General features: G+C 52.1%; 16 protein-coding genes. 11 read left to right on the top strand and 5 right to left on the bottom strand.

Translation table 11 applies throughout. The annotated features are described in order from the left end of the window. Window positions 1-4 precede the first annotated feature (4 nt). From fliD to NSMM_RS00925, 5 genes are all read left to right on the top strand, one after another. Window positions 5-2,059 (top strand): flagellar filament capping protein FliD, encoded by a 2,055-nt coding sequence (gene fliD, locus NSMM_RS00945; protein WP_090283700.1) that lies wholly within the window; start codon window positions 5-7, stop codon window positions 2,057-2,059. 50 nt (window positions 2,060-2,109) lie between these two features. Then, window positions 2,110-2,580 carry a flagellar export chaperone FliS gene (gene fliS / locus NSMM_RS00940; RefSeq protein ID WP_245654624.1) on the top strand — a complete coding sequence of 157 codons (471 nt, stop codon included), beginning with the start codon at window positions 2,110-2,112 and terminating at the stop codon, window positions 2,578-2,580. Next, window positions 2,577-2,942 (top strand): flagellar protein FliT, encoded by a 366-nt coding sequence (locus NSMM_RS00935; protein ID WP_090283696.1) that lies wholly within the window; start codon window positions 2,577-2,579, stop codon window positions 2,940-2,942. Before fliS ends, NSMM_RS00935 begins: the two co-directional genes overlap by 4 nt. An 88-nt stretch (window positions 2,943-3,030) precedes the next feature. Further along, on the top strand, window positions 3,031-4,020 hold the full coding sequence (locus NSMM_RS00930; protein ID WP_090283695.1) for a flagellar hook-length control protein FliK: 990 nt from the start codon (window positions 3,031-3,033) through the stop codon (window positions 4,018-4,020). Between the two features lie 61 nt (window positions 4,021-4,081). Further along, window positions 4,082-4,330 (top strand): EscU/YscU/HrcU family type III secretion system export apparatus switch protein, encoded by a 249-nt coding sequence (locus tag NSMM_RS00925; RefSeq protein WP_090283862.1) that lies wholly within the window; start codon window positions 4,082-4,084, stop codon window positions 4,328-4,330. A gap of 31 nt (window positions 4,331-4,361) precedes the next feature. On the opposite strand, the gene NSMM_RS00920 is transcribed toward NSMM_RS00925, so the two are convergent. The 5 genes from NSMM_RS00920 to NSMM_RS00900 form a co-directional block, all read right to left on the bottom strand. Next, a complete protein-coding gene (locus NSMM_RS00920) occupies window positions 4,362-5,066 on the bottom strand; it encodes a PEP-CTERM sorting domain-containing protein (protein ID WP_090283693.1) in 705 nt (234 codons plus the stop codon). Between the two features lie 188 nt (window positions 5,067-5,254). Beyond that, entirely contained in the window at window positions 5,255-6,043 is a 789-nt protein-coding gene (locus NSMM_RS00915; protein WP_090283691.1) for a flagellar brake protein, read from the bottom strand. 22 nt (window positions 6,044-6,065) lie between these two features. Further along, complete coding sequence (gene fliE / locus NSMM_RS00910) at window positions 6,066-6,392, bottom strand: flagellar hook-basal body complex protein FliE (protein ID WP_090283689.1); 327 nt, start codon at window positions 6,390-6,392, stop codon at window positions 6,066-6,068. Window positions 6,393-6,405: 13 nt separating this feature from the next. Beyond that, window positions 6,406-7,725, bottom strand: a complete 1,320-nt coding sequence (locus tag NSMM_RS00905; RefSeq protein ID WP_245654623.1) for a sigma-54-dependent transcriptional regulator — start codon at window positions 7,723-7,725, stop codon at window positions 6,406-6,408. A 31-nt stretch (window positions 7,726-7,756) separates the two neighbouring features. After that, a complete protein-coding gene (locus tag NSMM_RS00900; RefSeq protein ID WP_245654622.1) occupies window positions 7,757-8,959 on the bottom strand; it encodes a sensor histidine kinase in 1,203 nt (400 codons plus the stop codon). Window positions 8,960-9,160: 201 nt separating this feature from the next. On the opposite strand from NSMM_RS00900, the gene fliF reads away from it, so the two are divergent. The 6 genes from fliF (at window position 9,161) to NSMM_RS00870 (ending at window position 15,767) form a co-directional block, all read left to right on the top strand. Then, window positions 9,161-10,792, top strand: a complete 1,632-nt coding sequence (gene fliF / locus NSMM_RS00895; protein ID WP_090283858.1) for a flagellar basal-body MS-ring/collar protein FliF — start codon at window positions 9,161-9,163, stop codon at window positions 10,790-10,792. After that, on the top strand, window positions 10,782-11,774 hold the full coding sequence (fliG, locus tag NSMM_RS00890) for a flagellar motor switch protein FliG (protein ID WP_090283684.1): 993 nt from the start codon (window positions 10,782-10,784) through the stop codon (window positions 11,772-11,774). The genes fliF and fliG overlap by 11 nt, the downstream gene beginning before the upstream one ends. Window positions 11,775-11,859: 85 nt before the next feature. Beyond that, entirely contained in the window at window positions 11,860-12,561 is a 702-nt protein-coding gene (locus tag NSMM_RS00885; RefSeq protein ID WP_090283682.1) for a flagellar assembly protein FliH, read from the top strand. Next, entirely contained in the window at window positions 12,558-13,967 is a 1,410-nt protein-coding gene (gene fliI / locus NSMM_RS00880; RefSeq protein ID WP_090283680.1) for a flagellar protein export ATPase FliI, read from the top strand. The genes NSMM_RS00885 and fliI overlap by 4 nt, the downstream gene beginning before the upstream one ends. 180 nt (window positions 13,968-14,147) lie before the next feature. Then, window positions 14,148-14,597 carry a flagellar export protein FliJ gene (fliJ, locus tag NSMM_RS00875; protein WP_090283678.1) on the top strand — a complete coding sequence of 150 codons (450 nt, stop codon included), beginning with the start codon at window positions 14,148-14,150 and terminating at the stop codon, window positions 14,595-14,597. Window positions 14,598-14,654: 57 nt separating this feature from the next. Beyond that, window positions 14,655-15,767, top strand: a complete 1,113-nt coding sequence (locus NSMM_RS00870; RefSeq protein WP_090283676.1) for a flagellar hook-length control protein FliK — start codon at window positions 14,655-14,657, stop codon at window positions 15,765-15,767. The last annotated feature ends 15 nt before the right edge of the window (window positions 15,768-15,782 follow it).

Genomic DNA, 15,782 nt, shown 5'->3' with positions numbered 1-15,782 from the left:
TACCATGCTCGCATCACCCGGAATTGGCTCAGGACTCGACATCAACGGCATCGTCACCCAGTTGATGACGCTGGAACGCAGGCCCCTGCAGTTGCTCGATACACGGGAAACCCAGCAAAAGGCCCAACTGTCAGCCTTTGGTAATATCAAGAGTGCGTTGTCTACGTTTCAGGAAACGCTGAAGACACTGTCTGATCCGTTGAAATTTTCTGCAACCACCGCCAGTTTTGCCGACAGTTCGCTGGCGGTGGTCAGCACCAGCGGCAATGCCGTGCCCGGCAGCTATGCAATCGAAATCAAAAGCCTGGCACAAGCACACAAAATCAAGTCAGAGAATTTTGCCTCCAGCAGCGACGTCGTCGGCAGCGGTACGTTGACGATCCAGTTCGGCGCCTATAACGAGGATGGCAGTTACACAGTCAATCCGGACAAGCCCGATCAAACCATTACTATCGACTCCGACCAATCGACCCTGGCGGGCGTTCGCAGCGCCATCAATAATGCCAATGCGGGCGTAACCGCCAGCATAGTCAATGATGGCAGTGGCAGCCGCCTGGTAATTGCCTCGCAGGATGGTGGAACAAGCAATGCGCTTCGCATTACCGTCAGCGACGATGATGGTAATGCTACCGACAATGCCGGCCTCTCCCGGTTAGCGTTTGATGCTTCCACTGGCGGGGTATCCAATCTGTCCCAAGCGATGGCAGCACGCAATGCTTCGCTGGTGGTCGACGGCATTCTCATTACCAAGTCAACCAACACCATCACCGATGCAATTGAAGGCGTGACCCTCAACCTGCAGAAAACCAACGAAGGCAGCACCGCATTGCTGACCATCGAGCGTGATGTGGACAGCATCAAGGAAACAGTGAAATCGTTTGTCGATGGGTACAATGCACTCGACAAAACCATCAACGGCCTGACCCGTTTTGACTCAACCAACCGTCAGGGCGCAGTACTGACGGGCGATTCGATTACGAGAACCATTCAATCGCGCATGATGGCCATTTTCAATACGCCCTTGACCACGACCAGCGGAGGATTGAGCCACTTGTCCGAGATCGGCATCACGTTCCAGAAAGACGGCAAACTGGCGCTCGACGCGAACAAGCTGGACGCCGTGCTGGCTGATCCCGGTAAAAATATCGCTGCGTTTTTTGCCAACCAATCTGCGACGACTTCAACAATCTCAGATTCAGTGACAACAAGCGATGCCCTGATCTCTATCGTCAACCCACCAGCAGCTTTCCAGGCTGGTAATTATGCGGTCAATATCACTCAGCTCGCCACACAAGGCAATGCGACGGCGAGCAAGGTTGCAGGGCTGAGTATCACCTCGTTGATTGGGTTTGCCAACAACACATTGAATGTGACCATTGATGGCGTCAGCGCCAGCATCACACTGGCTAATGGCTCATATAACGCAGATTCACTGGCGGCGGAAATCCAGTCCAAAATCAACAGCAAAGCTGCCTTTTCAGCAGCGGGCATCTCAACGACCGTCAGTCAGAATGCGGGGGTATTGTCCGTTACGTCGAGCAGCTATGGCGCGAGCTCCAATGTGCTAATCACCGGCGGCAATGGCAAAGATGATATTTTTGGCTCCCCCACGCAGACGGCCGGGCAGAATGTCGCTGGCACGATTGGCGGACTCGCAGCGACTGGGTCCGGCAAGACACTGAACGCAAGCGGCGCTCTGAGCGGCCTGGTTCTGAACGTCAATGGCGGCAGCACTGGTGCACGTGGTACCGTAGATTTAACGCAAACGACCGAGACGATTGGATCCGATCCGAATTCCATCGGCCTTGCTGGACGGTTGAATACCTTCATTGATGGTCTGCTGCGCAGCGATGGTCTGATCGATGGGCGCATGGACGGGATCAATACCTCCATTCGCGATATCGGCAGGCAACGTGATGCAGTCGATCGCCGCCTGGAGGATGTGGAAAGACGTTTTCGCACGCAGTTTTCAGCATTAGATACATTGCTCGCCAGCATGAGCCAGACCAGCAACTTCCTGCAGCAGCAACTGGCCAGCTTACCCGGATCGGGCAGATAATCCCGATTCACTAACAACCATTACACGCTGCTAATCCGAAAATAAATACCATGCAAGGAGAACTCATGTTTGCAAACTCATCCAGTGCCATTTCCGCTTACCGCAAAGTAGGCGTGGAATCCGGCGTCACTATCGCCGACCCTCACAGACTGATTCTGATGCTGTTTGAGGGCGCGCAGCAGGCACTCAATCGCAGCAAGCTGCATATCCAGCAGAACGAAATTGCCGCCAGAGGCGAGATGATTTCAAAAGCGATCATGATCATCGACCATGGCTTGAAGGCGAGTCTCGACGTCAAGGCGGGCGGCGCACTTGCCGAGCAGCTCGCTCAGCTCTATGACTACATGACCGATCGCCTGCTGCAGGCCAACCTGCGCAGCAGTGTTGAAATCATCGATGAAGTCAGCCAGTTGCTCGGCGAATTGCATGACGCCTGGGCAGCGATTGGCAAAAAACCCGCCGCCAGTGGCAAGCTGGCGCAGATCGAAAAATTATTCGAAACCGGAATGGCAGTCAAATGATTGAAAATAACTCGACCAACCATACGGCGGAATATATGAATGGCGCACAAACCATTGCGGCTTATGAAGGAATATTGGCGATTACCGGCAAAATGCTGCAAGCCGCGCATGCCAGCGACTGGGATGGACTGGTCGCGCTGGAGCAGGAGTGCAAACACATTACCAGCCGTCTGATCGGCCAACAGACGCAACATAAACTGGACGAGTCGCAGCAGAAAAAAAAAATAGCGCTGATTCAGCAGATTCTGGCGCATGACGCAGCAATACGTGCCGTGACCGAGCCATGGATGATGCATTTGCAGAATCTGCTGAGCAGTTCTCATCACAAACAACAATTGAACCAGGCTTATCGGGCGGATTGACGGGCAAATTAATCCCACATCGGTTGCCGATCATTGACATACATCGAGTAGAATTCCGACTGGTTATACGAATGTCGGAATTCTACTCATGATTACGCATCCGGTTTATCCGGCACAAATTTTATCTGCCTCGCCAGGCAAGGCGCTCTCGCCGGTTCAGCCGGTTAATCCGGTTCAGCCTGCACCCGATGCCACTCAATCGGATACGCCCGCGTTCACGCTGGGGCAGAAATATCTTGCGCAGGTTGAAGCTCGGCTGATGGGTGGCTCATCACTGGTGAATGTGGCGGGTCAATTACTCGATATGCGCTTGCCCCCGGCAGCGGCAAAAGTAGGCAATCAAATTGATTTGACACTGGTCGCGCAGTCACCGCGGCTGCAGTTTCTGCTCGCCAGCAATGCACCCGCCACCAGCCAGACAGCCACCCTCAGCCCGATTGGTCAGTTTCTGGCACACTTGTTCAAGCCGGCACCGCCGACGCTCAGCCAGACCGCCCCGTTATTGCCGGCACCGCCAACCACCAGTCATGCCCTGCCGAGCATCCTGCAACAGGCAATCGCACAAAGCGGCCTGTTTTATGAATCCCATCTGGCACAATGGGCGAATGGGCGCAAATCGCTGGATTCAGTCAAACAGATGCCGCAAAGCGCGTTGCCAGCGCATACCGCCATCATGGATCTGGAAACACCTGCGCCCGATACCGCGAAAATTCTGCCCATTGTGCAGCAGCAACTACAGGCGCTGGAAACCGGGCAACTACACTGGCGGGGAGACATCTGGCCAGATCAGGCCATGGAATGGATAATTCATGAGCAGCCTACAAATCATGCCGACACAACCGAAAGTCCTGCCCGCTGGCAAACCCATCTGCGCCTGCAGTTACCCAAACTTTCCGAAATCAATGCCACCCTGATCATCGATGCACAAGGGGTACGCATCAAACTGAATGCCAGCGCGGAAGCAACCACTCATCTGATGAAAGATGAGCAGGCGGCTTTGATTGCCGCCCTGTCTGCCGCCAGTTTGTCGGTACAGGAAATCGAGATCGAACCCCATGCCCCCACCCAGACCAGTTGATCCGGATAATCCAATCGACCCTTCTACCGGTCCCTCTGGACAGCCGGTGAAACCCACGCCCATGCAACATGCGGTTGCACTCAGCTATCACAGCGGCATGACTGCACCCACAGTAGTGGCGAAAGGGAAAGGACTGGTTGCCGAAGAAATTATTCGCCGTGCTCAGGAGCACGGCATCTATGTGCATGAATCCGCGGAGTTGGTGGCAATGTTAATGCAGCTTGATCTGGATGGACGCATCCCGCCCGAATTGTATATTGCCGTTGCTGAGCTGCTGGCGTGGCTTTACCGGCTGGAAAGTAAAAACTAAACAAAATTTTCCAGCCAGCATGTCTTCAACGTCAGATAATGCGTTTTCTGACAGCCATCAATCCCAGAAAACCCAGTCCCATCAAAAACAGCATGGCAGGTTCGGGTATTTCCTGATTGCTCTCTGCCGCCAGCAAACGGAACTGGCCATCCCAGGCGGTTGGACCCGTAAATTTCAGTTGAAATTGACTGACCGCCTGGAAAGCGAGCGGGTCGCTGAAAGTAGCGAAGTTGACAAAGAAATTGCCTGGGCCAGTGAATGTTTGCAGCCCGGAGGTGGATGGTGTCAGCGTGTTGCCATTGACGATCATTTCTACGTTGATATTCAAATCGATAGCGATTACTTCCAGCAAAATGGCATTGGAAAATGCCGTGAAATCGCTGGTTGCAAAACCATTCCAGGTAATCGTGGCCGTGCCCGCGGAAAAAGTATTGTTAGAGACGGCCAGCATGCCACCCGTGCCTGGGCCACCCGGCTCGCCGATCAGAATGGTCTGATCACCAAATCCACCGCCAGTGGCATCAGAAAACAGCGTTCTCTGAATACCCGCCAGACTGCTGGCGGTAGCAGAAAGCGCAAGGGGAGTGCTGCCGGTGCCCGGCGCTATTCCAGAATCACTGACTGTTTGAAAATCCGTGAAATCATCGATTAAAAAAACGGCATGTGCATTGGTTGAAATTGCCAAAACACTCAATAACAGCGCTCCACCAAGAAATATCTTTGTATTCTGTAACATTATTCTGACTCCTCGTCATTATGATTTGGACACGATTTTTCAATTGCTATCTATATAAGAGCAGTATTCGTGCCAACAAATATTTATTTTTAATATCAATATGTTAAAAACGAGTGCATGTACACATTCACAAAGATGTAATCAAAATCGACAACCCGCCACTCACCTCATTACTTGCAGGCATCCTGTCAAGCATCACGCCGGAACTGCCGCTCCTGCTGCTCCAGCCGGGTAATGTAGCGTTGAATCAACATACGGCCATCTTCCGGCAGGTTAATAAATTCACAACCTGCCCGCTGGCAGGAAAGCCCGTTCTTCAGCGTCATGGAATAGGAATTTCTGATTGCTGCCGTCACGACAATTTCACCTGCCTCGGGGAAATTGAGCAGACATCCGGCAAAAACCTTTCCCGGCTCCAAATCAAGCGCATAGTGCTGATCGATCAGCGCCATGCCACCACAGCTGATATCAAATAAATTAAAAATGGCTTCACTTTGCTGGTCATGGTCTACCAGCATGGTAAACAGGCAGGTTGCAGGGTTGCTGACCGGGGTCATGATGCGATAGAAATTGCGACGCTGAAAACGCAGCAACGAAGATGGAATTTTGGCTGCAAATGTGGGGCGACCTTCAAACTGTACCAGTTGAAATTTCTCACAGCAGAATTCGATTTTGACCCGGTTCTGTGAGGAGACACAGGTAACGGTATTGGCCTTGAGGACAAGTTCATTCATGGCTGGATCATTGCCAAGATCAACCAACAGCAGATTCCTGGCAGGCTCAATCGCCAGAATGGAGGACAGCACAAATTGGCCACTGCGTTCCGGAAAGAGCGACAGCAACGATTTCTCCTGTTGAATAGCCTTGAGTATAAACTGAATTTCAATTGGCGAATTCACGCCAAAATTCTCTTGCAGATCGTCTGCTGATTGATATGCGTCGTCATAATGACCAGAAACCAGATGCGGGTTGGACATAATTACCTCTTGTTAAGATTGCTTACACTTGCATGTTCATGATTTCTTGATACGCCGTCACCAGGCGGTTTCGTACCTGTATCATTGACTGAAACGAAATATTTGCCTTTTGCAGTGAAATCATGACTTCATGCAATTGAGTATCCGGATCACCACGTGCAAATCCCTGGGTTAATTGTCCAGCAGTTTGCTGGACGTCGTTGACCTGATCGACAGCGGACTTGAGCAGTTGTCCAAAATCTGCCTGTGGCGCAGTGGTTCCTGCGTCGGGTTTAGCGTTTCCCGCTGCCAGCTCAGATGCAGCTCTGATTTGCGCCAGCATCTGGTTGATACCTGAAGAAATTTCCATCACTTAGCTCCTGTTAACATCCGGAAAGGCGATACTGCTGTAACTTGTAACGCAAGGTGCGTTCGGAAATACCGAGCTTCTGTACCGCCAGCTTGCGTGATCCATTGACAGCCGCGAGCGTTTGCAGAATATGCTCACGCTCCAGCGATTTGATATCACGCAAATCGGTAACTGGCCTGGTATCGATGGCGGGCGACTGCTCCTGAATAGGGCTGGCCGGCAAATTGAGATGGGCCGCCTCGATTGATTCTGATGCCATGATCATCGCGCGTTGCATGACATTTTCCAATTCACGCACATTCCCCGGCCAGGCATAATTCTCCAGGGAATCAATCGCTGACTGCTTCAGGGTGTAACATAATTGTGCATCCTGGGCAGTCCTGGCCAGAATATGTCTGGCAAGCGGCACGATGTCCTTCGGGCGCGTTCTGAGTGGCGGAATCTCCAGTGGAAACACATTCAGCCGGTAATAAAGGTCCTCGCGAAACGCCCCCTCGCGCACCCGTGCGGCCATATCCCGGTTTGATGTGGCGATCAGACGAAAATCTAGCTTGATCAGCTTGTTCCCGCCCACTCGTTCCACTTCCCGCTCCTGTAACACCCGCAACAGTTTCGCCTGCAGACCCAGTGGCATTTCTGAAATCTCGTCGAGCAGCAGAGTGCCGCCGTTGGCCTGTTCAAATTTACCGGCCTGTGATTGGACGGCGCCGGTAAATGCTCCTTTCTCATGACCGAACAGGATGGCTTCCAGCAGATTTTCCGGAATGGCCGCACAGTTGATCGCCACAAAAGGTGCAGTGGCACGGGGTGAATGCTGATGGATATAACGGGCAAATACTTCCTTGCCGCAGCCGCTCTCGCCGGTCAGCATCACGGTTGCAGCTGATTCCGCCACTTTTTTCGCCAACGAGAGTAGATTGAGAGTTTGGGGGTCACGTGCCACGAGATTCGATGTTTCGTCACTGGCGACAGGCAGCAGGTAATGCCTGACATGCGCCAGCAAGCTGGCTGAATCGAAAGGTTTGCTCAGATAATCGCAGGCACCGTCACGCATCGCGGCCACCGCCTTTCCGATCTCACCAAAAGCCGTCATCAATACCACCGGTATGACCGGAAATTGCCGTTTGATATTCTGTAGCAGTGTATGGCCATCCATGGGTCGCATTTGCACATCACTGATGACGAGCCCGACGGGTTGTGCCGCCAGCTGCTGCAACGCCTGTTCGCCATCCGCAGCGGTCAGACTCGCGATGCCCGCCAGATGCAGCGTCGCACTGAGCGCCTCGCGAAGATCAGGATCGTCTTCAACAATCAAAACCGGTAAATTTTGCATTTCTGCCATCTCCCTATTGTTAGAGGTGCCCTCAAATTTTTCTCGGCAAACACACCGTAAAACGACTGCCCGCTCCCGGCACCGACGCCACCCGGATTTCTCCGCGCATCGATCGCACTACATCATGCGCAATCGCCAGACCGAGCCCGGTTCCTTCAGAACGGGTCGTAAAGAATGGATCAAATAACCGCTCCACCACTGCCGGTTCGATTCCCGGTCCGTCATCACCTACTGTCAGCATGACCGCATCTTCGGTCGCTTCACAGGAAAGCGTAATTCGGCTACCTGCAACAGACACCTGGAGAGCATTTTCCAGCAGACTGCTCAGGACGCTGCACAGCGAGTCCTGATTGGCATGGAGGCAGACATTATTGCTGTTGTCGGTCACGGTCAGCCGTACATCCGCGCGTTGCAGCTGCGGTGTCATCATCCACTGCAACTCGCTCAACAGGGCAGACAGCCTGACCTCATGCGTCGGAATACTGTCACCCTTGACGAACTGCAACATATTGCAGATCAGCTGTTCCAGATGCTGCAGCCGTTCCTGCGTCTTAACGGCAAAACGCTGACGCGCCTGAATACTCAGTGCTTCACTGCTCAGGTGTTCCGCATACAGCAATGCAGTGGATAATGGTGTACGCAGCTGGTGTGCCAGGCCAGCAGCCATTTCGCCCATCGCCGCCAACCGCTGGTTACGCCGATTCTGCTCGCGCATGGCATGTGCTTCGCTGATATCGTGAATCAACAGGATACGTGTCTGATCGACTACCGAGATGCTGCTCTCGATATACACACGCTGCACGCGGGTGGTTTCCGCCGCGAAATGCCATTCACCAGCCACGCCTGCCGGACACAATCTATCCTGCTCGATTTGCCACCAGCGGCAACCAAGCAGGGGTTCACCCAGCAATCGCAGCGCTGCGGGGTTGACCTGCTCGATACGATCGTCCTGATCCAGCGTGACTACCCCGGCAGGCAGGGCAGTCAATAACTGACTCAGTTTCTGCGACAACGCTTCCTTAGCCATCAATTCATGTTGCAGCTCACCATTGGCGAGCGCCAGTTCCTGCGTAAGCTGGTGGACTTGTTGCTGCAACGCCTGATAAACGCCAGAAAGCTGTGCTGAAGCCTGACTGAATTGTGCAAATGCCGCTTTCAGTTGCTGCTGGTCAACAGCCAGACTAACGTTATCCATAGTGTGCATCGAAACCGGAACTGTTTTTTCTGTTTTCATTGCCGCGCAGCTTAGCATTGCTCATGGGTTCAATCATTGAGCAAATAGCGCGGCCAAATGTGGTCTTTTTCATCATTCGGAAAATATGAAAATCCTGATAATCCTGCTATCCGCACAGTCAGCCTGAATCTACAATCAATTTTTGGCTGGTTACGACAAACTGAGGCATACCAAAGCAATAGCGAGGCAGGAGAGAAATCCATGGCAACGATTCCAAACGAGACAGAAGCGGTTAATCGGCTCGATCAAATCAAGCAATTATCCGTGCAGAAAAAACTGGGGCTGATGCTGGCAGCGGCCACTATCATTGCATTGATTGCTGGTGCCTGGATGTGGAGTCAAACACCGGATTACCGCATACTTTACGCTAATGTCTCCGATCAGGATGGCGGGGCAATCATTGGCGCACTGCAGCAAATGAATATTCCCTACAAATTTGCGGATGGCGGTGGAGCCATTCTGATTCCTGGCGGACAGGTGCACGAGGTACGTTTGCGTCTGGCCAGCCAGGGGCTGCCCAAGGGAGGGCTGGCCGGGTTTGAGATTCTGGAAAACCAAAAATTTGGCTCCAGTCAATTTCTGGAACAGGTCAATTATCAACGTGCGCTCGAAGGGGAATTGTCCCGCTCGATCCAGTCCCTATCGGCAGTCGAAGGTGCGCGCGTTCACCTGGCCATTACCAAGCCAACTGTGTTTGCCAGAGAGCGTCAGCAACCCAGCGTATCCGTATTGCTCAATCTTCATCCTGGCAGAGTACTTGCTGCTGAACAGGTCAGCGCCATTGTGCATCTGGTTTCGAGCAGTATTCCCAATCTGCCGGTCAAGAATGTGACCGTTGTTGACCAGCATGGCAATTTACTCAGCGCGCAAAAAAATGATACCGAAGAAACCGGGCTGAATCCCAGTCAGCTCAAATACGTGCAAGACCTGGAACAAAATTTTGCGCGCCGTATTGAGGCCATACTGACCCCGCTTACCGGGCCGGCCAATGTGCATGCCCAGGTCACCGCCGATCTGGATTTCTCCCGAGTGGAACGTGCCGAAGAAACTTATAAGCCCAATAATAATACTGTCGAAGCTGCAGCAATCCGCAGTGAGCAGAAATCGGAGTCACTTTCTATCGCACAAGCGGAAGGCGGCATCCCCGGAGCATTGACTAATCGCCCCCCTGCTCCCGCCCAAGCCCCTGTTGAAGTCGATGCACAGGCGACTGAAGCAGCCCAGGCCGAAAAAACCACGCCTACGGATAGCCGCAAGGAATCAACCACCAATTATGAAGTTGATAAAACCATCTCGCATACCCGTCAGTCAACAGGCCGAATCAACCGGCTATCCGCCGCCGTCGTGATCAACTACCGCAGTCGACTGGATGAGGAAGGTAATCCAATCAACGCAGCTCTACCCGCCGAAGAAATCGATAAGATCACTGATCTCGTCAAACAAACCATCGGTTTTAATGAGGCACGTGGTGATACGCTGACCGTGACCAACAGTCAGTTCAACCTTACAGAAGAAACCTTCGAGGAAATACCCTTCTGGAAAGCGCCGGAAACGATTCAGCTTGCCCAGGATATTGGCAAGCAACTTCTGATTGCGGCGATCGTGCTGTATTTTCTGCAAAAGATACTGCGGCCATTTCTCAAGACATTGCTGCCTCCGCCGCCACCGGTACCTGCGCTAGCACATGCGGAATTAGAAAGTGAACAGCCAGCTCAAGCTGTCAGGGTAATCACGCTGGAGGAAAATCTACAGCAGGCGAGATTCCTGGCTGTTAATGAACCTTCCATTGTGGCCAATGTTATTAAAGGATGGGTGGCTGGCAATGAACGATGAAGGTATTTTAAAAAGTGCCATTTTGCTGATGTCACTGGGTGAAGAAGAAGCTGCCCAAGTTTTTCGCCACCTCGCGCCCAAGGAAGTACAGAAGCTCAGCGAAGCGATTGCAGGTCTGAATGACATCAAGCGCGACAAGATAGAACTGGTGCTGGAGGAATTCTGCAGTCAGGCAAAAGACAAAACTTCGCTTGGACAGAATGCCAGTGACTACCTGCGCAAGGTGCTCACCAAAGCGCTGGGGGAAGACAAGGCCAACGCCCTGCTCGACAGGCTCAATCAGAGTGACGATACGAGCGGTATCGAAAGTCTGAAATGGATGGATGCGGCGGCGGCTGCTGAACTGATCAAGAGTGAACATCCCCAGATCATCGCCACGGTCATGGTACATCTGGAACGCGATCAGGCCAGTGCAGTTCTCGCGCTGTTTACCGAACGGCTGCGTAATGATGTTCTGCTGCGCATCGCTACGCTTGACAGTGTGCAACCGGCTGCGCTGCGGGAATTGAATGGCGTGCTCGGCAAACTGCTATCCGGCAGCGACAATATCAGAAAACCACGCATGGGCGGCATTCGAACCACTGCTGAAATCATGAATTTCATGCCAACCGCACTCGAAGCCGGCATCATGGAAAATTTCTCCCAGTATGATGAAGATATTGCCCAGAAGATCATGGATGAAATGTTTGTGTTTGATGATCTGATGAAGGTCGATGATCAGGGTATTCAGCTGCTGCTGCGGGAGATCCAGTCAGATTCACTCATTACCGCTCTCAAAGGCGCCAGGGAAGAATTGCGCACCAAGATCTTTAAAAACATGTCACAGCGTGCAGCCGAGACGCTGCGCGAAGACCTGGAATCCAAGGGACCGGTACGTGTCTCGGAAGTGGAAACCGAACAGAAGAAAATCCTCAAGACTTTGCGCCAACTTGCCGATGATGGTCGTATCGTGCTGGGTGGAGGGGCAGAAGGATTTTTGTAATCGCCCTTAAGTCAGTCTAATGTTTCTTCAATTTTTTCAATTTTTTTCTTGCTGACATTGAAACAATTTAACCAAGGACACCGCGATGGATGCCGCTCAAGTAATTGCAAAAAAAGACCTGACTGACTGGAAAAAATGGGAATTTAGCGCACTCGATGCTTTCAGGTCTATGAAAAAAAATGAGACCGCAGAACCGCCGATCCCCAAACCTGCAAAAGCCACCCGGGATGCCAATGCGCCATCCCGGCAGAAAGCTGACATTCTACCCACGGCAGATCAAATAGAGACTATTTACCAGCAAGCGCGGGATGAAGGCACGCAGGCAGGCTACCAGGCAGGTAGGGAGCAGGCTGCCCAGGAGAGTACGGCAGAGCGACAGCGCCTGTATTTGTTGATTGGTTCCTTTGAGCAGGAATTGATTAAAATAGATCAAACCATCGCACAGGATGTGCTGGCGCTTGCCATGGATCTTGCCAGAAAAATGGTGGGACAGGCTCTCCAGGCCAGACCCGAGCTGGTGCTGCCCGTCATTGAGGCGGCGCTTCGCCAGTTGCCAGTCACCACTCAGCCCTTGCACCTGAAGCTTCATCCGCAGGATGTAGCATTGGTTCAGGAACACCTCGCCAGCCAGTCAGCCCAATCAAAATGGGAAGTCATTGAAGACAGCCAAATCGAGCCCGGTGGCTGTCTGGTGGAAAGTGGCGGTTGTGAAGTGGATGCCACCCTGCCTACCCGCTGGCAACGCACGTTGGCCAGCCTGGGGCAGGAACAGCCCTGGTTGATATGAGCCATACCGACATTTGCGCACACACCCCCCTCTGGCAGGATTTTATCCGGAATTGTCAGCAACTGGTCACGCCGGTCGATCCCTATCTGATCAGCGGTACCTTGACTCGTGTTGCTGGTCTGGTAATGGAAGCGGTTGGGCTAAAACTGGCAGTCGGCACCAGTTGCCTGGTCTTGCTGCCCAACGGCAACAATGTCACAGCCGAAGTGGTCGGTTTCTCCGGGGAAAGACTGTTCCTGATGCCCTCCAGCGATGTTTACGGACTCGCTCCCGGCGCCAAAGTCATTCCATTGGAATATCTGGGTAATATGCCACATGTCGGTGTCGCGCAACACCCGAGACGGCGTGCGGCAGATCGCACCAAGCACATCCAGGTCGGTCAGGCATTGCTTGGTCGCGTGCTCAATGGAGTCGGTGAGCCGCTGGATCGTGGCGGCATACTCAATTGTGATCACAGCGTGCCACTCTACAGTCGCCCCTTCAATCCATTGGAACGCGCACCCATCGAGGAAACACTTGATGTCGGAGTACGCGCAATCAATACGCTGTTAAGTGTGGGTCGTGGCCAACGCATGGGATTGTTTGCCGGTAGCGGTGTCGGCAAAAGTGTGTTGCTTGGCATGATGGCACGCTACACCAGCGCCGATGTTATCGTAGTCGCGCTGATTGGTGAACGTGGTCGCGAAGTCAAGGAATTTATCGAGAATATCCTCGGCAGCGCAGGTCTGCAGCGTTCGGTGGTGATTGCCGCTCCTGCGGATACTTCTCCGCTGATGCGTCTGCAGGGCGCCGCTTATGCCACTGCCGTTGCAGAATATTTCCGCAATGAAGGCAAACATGTGCTATTGATCATGGACTCACTGACCCGTTTTGCCATGGCGCAACGCGAAATTGCCTTGGCGATTGGTGAACCACCCGCTACCAAAGGCTATCCACCCTCGGTTTTCGCACGCCTGCCACAACTGGTGGAACGTGCAGGCAACGGTCGTCTGGGCAGCGGTTCAATTACCGCTTTTTACACGATCCTGACTGAAAACGATGATCCTAATGATCCGATTGCCGATAATGCACGCGCCATTCTCGATGGTCATATCGTACTGTCGCGTCAACTGGCGGAGTCCGGCCATTATCCGGCAATCGACATTGAGGCCTCGATTAGCCGTGTGATGCCCAGTATCGTTACCTCCCAGCAGCTTGAACGCGCGCAGCGTTTCAAAGGACTGTATGCACGCTATCGACAAAACCGGGATTTGATTAATGTTGGTGCCTATATTCCGGGAAGTGACCTGCAACTGGATAAGGCGATCAAACTTTATCCGGATATGGAATCCTTTCTGCAACAGGGTATGTTTGAGGCGGCGCATTCTACCGACAGCATCAGTCAATTCATGCGATTAGCGTTATGAGCCCATTCGTTATGTATTCAACCAGAAGAATAAAGGGCATTTTTAACAACACCAGATTTCGTCACAACACTTTGTTACTTTCAAGAAATGTTTTCTTATATATCAAAAATATACGACGTCGACATTTTTTACTCGTGTCGCGTTTTGTTGAAAACTTTGAATTTTTAGAGGCGCCCTGAAATGTCTACTCCCCGCACTCTGAAACTGTTGACCGATCATGCTCGCAAGCAGGCGGATGATTGCGCCATCAAATTAGGCAAGTTGAACCGCAAACAGCAGGAATCCGAAAAGACACTGAAGATGCTGCTGAATTACCGGCAAAGCTATCAGCAACAACTTGCGGAGTATTCCGCAAATGCTGTCAACCCGGTCGAATTGCGTAATTTCATGGCTTTTATCAGCAAACTGGATGCCGCAATTGCGGAACAGCAAAAACTGGTCCTGCATACCCAAAAACATACCGCGGCAGGTAGCAGCGAATTTCAGCAGCATCGCCAAAAATTAAAAACTTTCGATACATTGACGCAGAAACAACAGCATCAACAGGCGGTTTGTTTGATGAAACACGAACAGAAGCAGCAAGATGAACACGCGACCAACAGCGTGAGTCGCCGCAAATCTTCTTCATGATTTATGGTATGGAAATTGCTAATAAATTGTATCCATTAATTTTATAAAGTAAACATCATGCTGAATTTACCCTTGCTACCTATTTCCCAGCCTGCCTCCAGCAATGCCAGCAGCGCAATCAGTTCGGCCGCGCCTGTCACGCCTGTTTCTGAGCAACCTCGCGATCAAGCTTTCAGTGAGGTGCTGAAAAATACCGAGAAAGAGGCGGTTGCGGAAGCGCAGAGCGATATCACGATTGAACCCATCACCACGGACGAATCGTCAGTTGAGTCACCAGTTGAATTGCCTGTAGTCATGAGCACCGGCACCGTCTCCATTCCGCCAGGGAGCGGGATTATCAATCCGGCCATACCGCTGACATCCGGAATGTTATCAACCACCATCCAGTCTGCTACCGATAGCTTTACCGCTCAACTGCAAACCAGGACGTCCATAACAGGTCAATCGGACTTTTTTACCAGCAACCCATCCAACGCAAATACATTGCCACCGAAATGGCTAACCAGTCCCGCTCATTCCATTTCATCAAAACTTGGTCAATCAGTATTCGCTGGCACCTCTTTGTTGAATGCAGACGCCGATATGTCTACCCTGGCATCAAAACTAACGGAAGCTCTGCCTGATATCAATATAATCGCGGATCATTCGGCAATTCCAACTGATAGCGGCAAATCCTTGCCGTTATCCCTTTCATCAGCAAATCCCTCTCCAGCAGCAACGACCAGTGTGCCCATGTCTGCTGCCTTGAGTGATCCAGTCTGGCCGGATGAATTTAGTCAGAAAGTTACCTGGCTGGCTACAGAACGATTGCAAACAGCCGAGTTGAAATTGCATCCGGCACATCTCGGACCAATCGAAGTCCTGTTGAAAATTTCCAACGAACAGGGAATACAGCAATTAACTGCCCAGTTCACGTCGCAGAATCCGCTGGTACGCGAAACCATTGAAGCAAATTTATTGCGATTACGCGAAGCCATGGCAGAAAGCGGCATCACCTTAACCGATACTTCCGTTGGTGCGGACACCCCTCGTCAGGACGCACGAAACCCACAGCAGACACCTGCCCATCCATATCCGTCAGGCAGAAAAAATGCAGGCAGTATCGACATCCAGCAAGATTCCGGGAAAATGGCCATCAGCCAGATGGGCATCATTAATACATTTGCTTGAAGGTGACTTTAAAAA

The sequence above is a fragment of the Nitrosomonas mobilis genome, from assembly GCF_900103035.1.
GTDB classification, from domain to species: Bacteria; Pseudomonadota; Gammaproteobacteria; order Burkholderiales; family Nitrosomonadaceae; genus Nitrosomonas; species Nitrosomonas mobilis.
The sequence above is the reverse complement of the archived record's forward strand: the minus strand, read 5'-3'. Positions and strand labels throughout refer to the sequence as shown.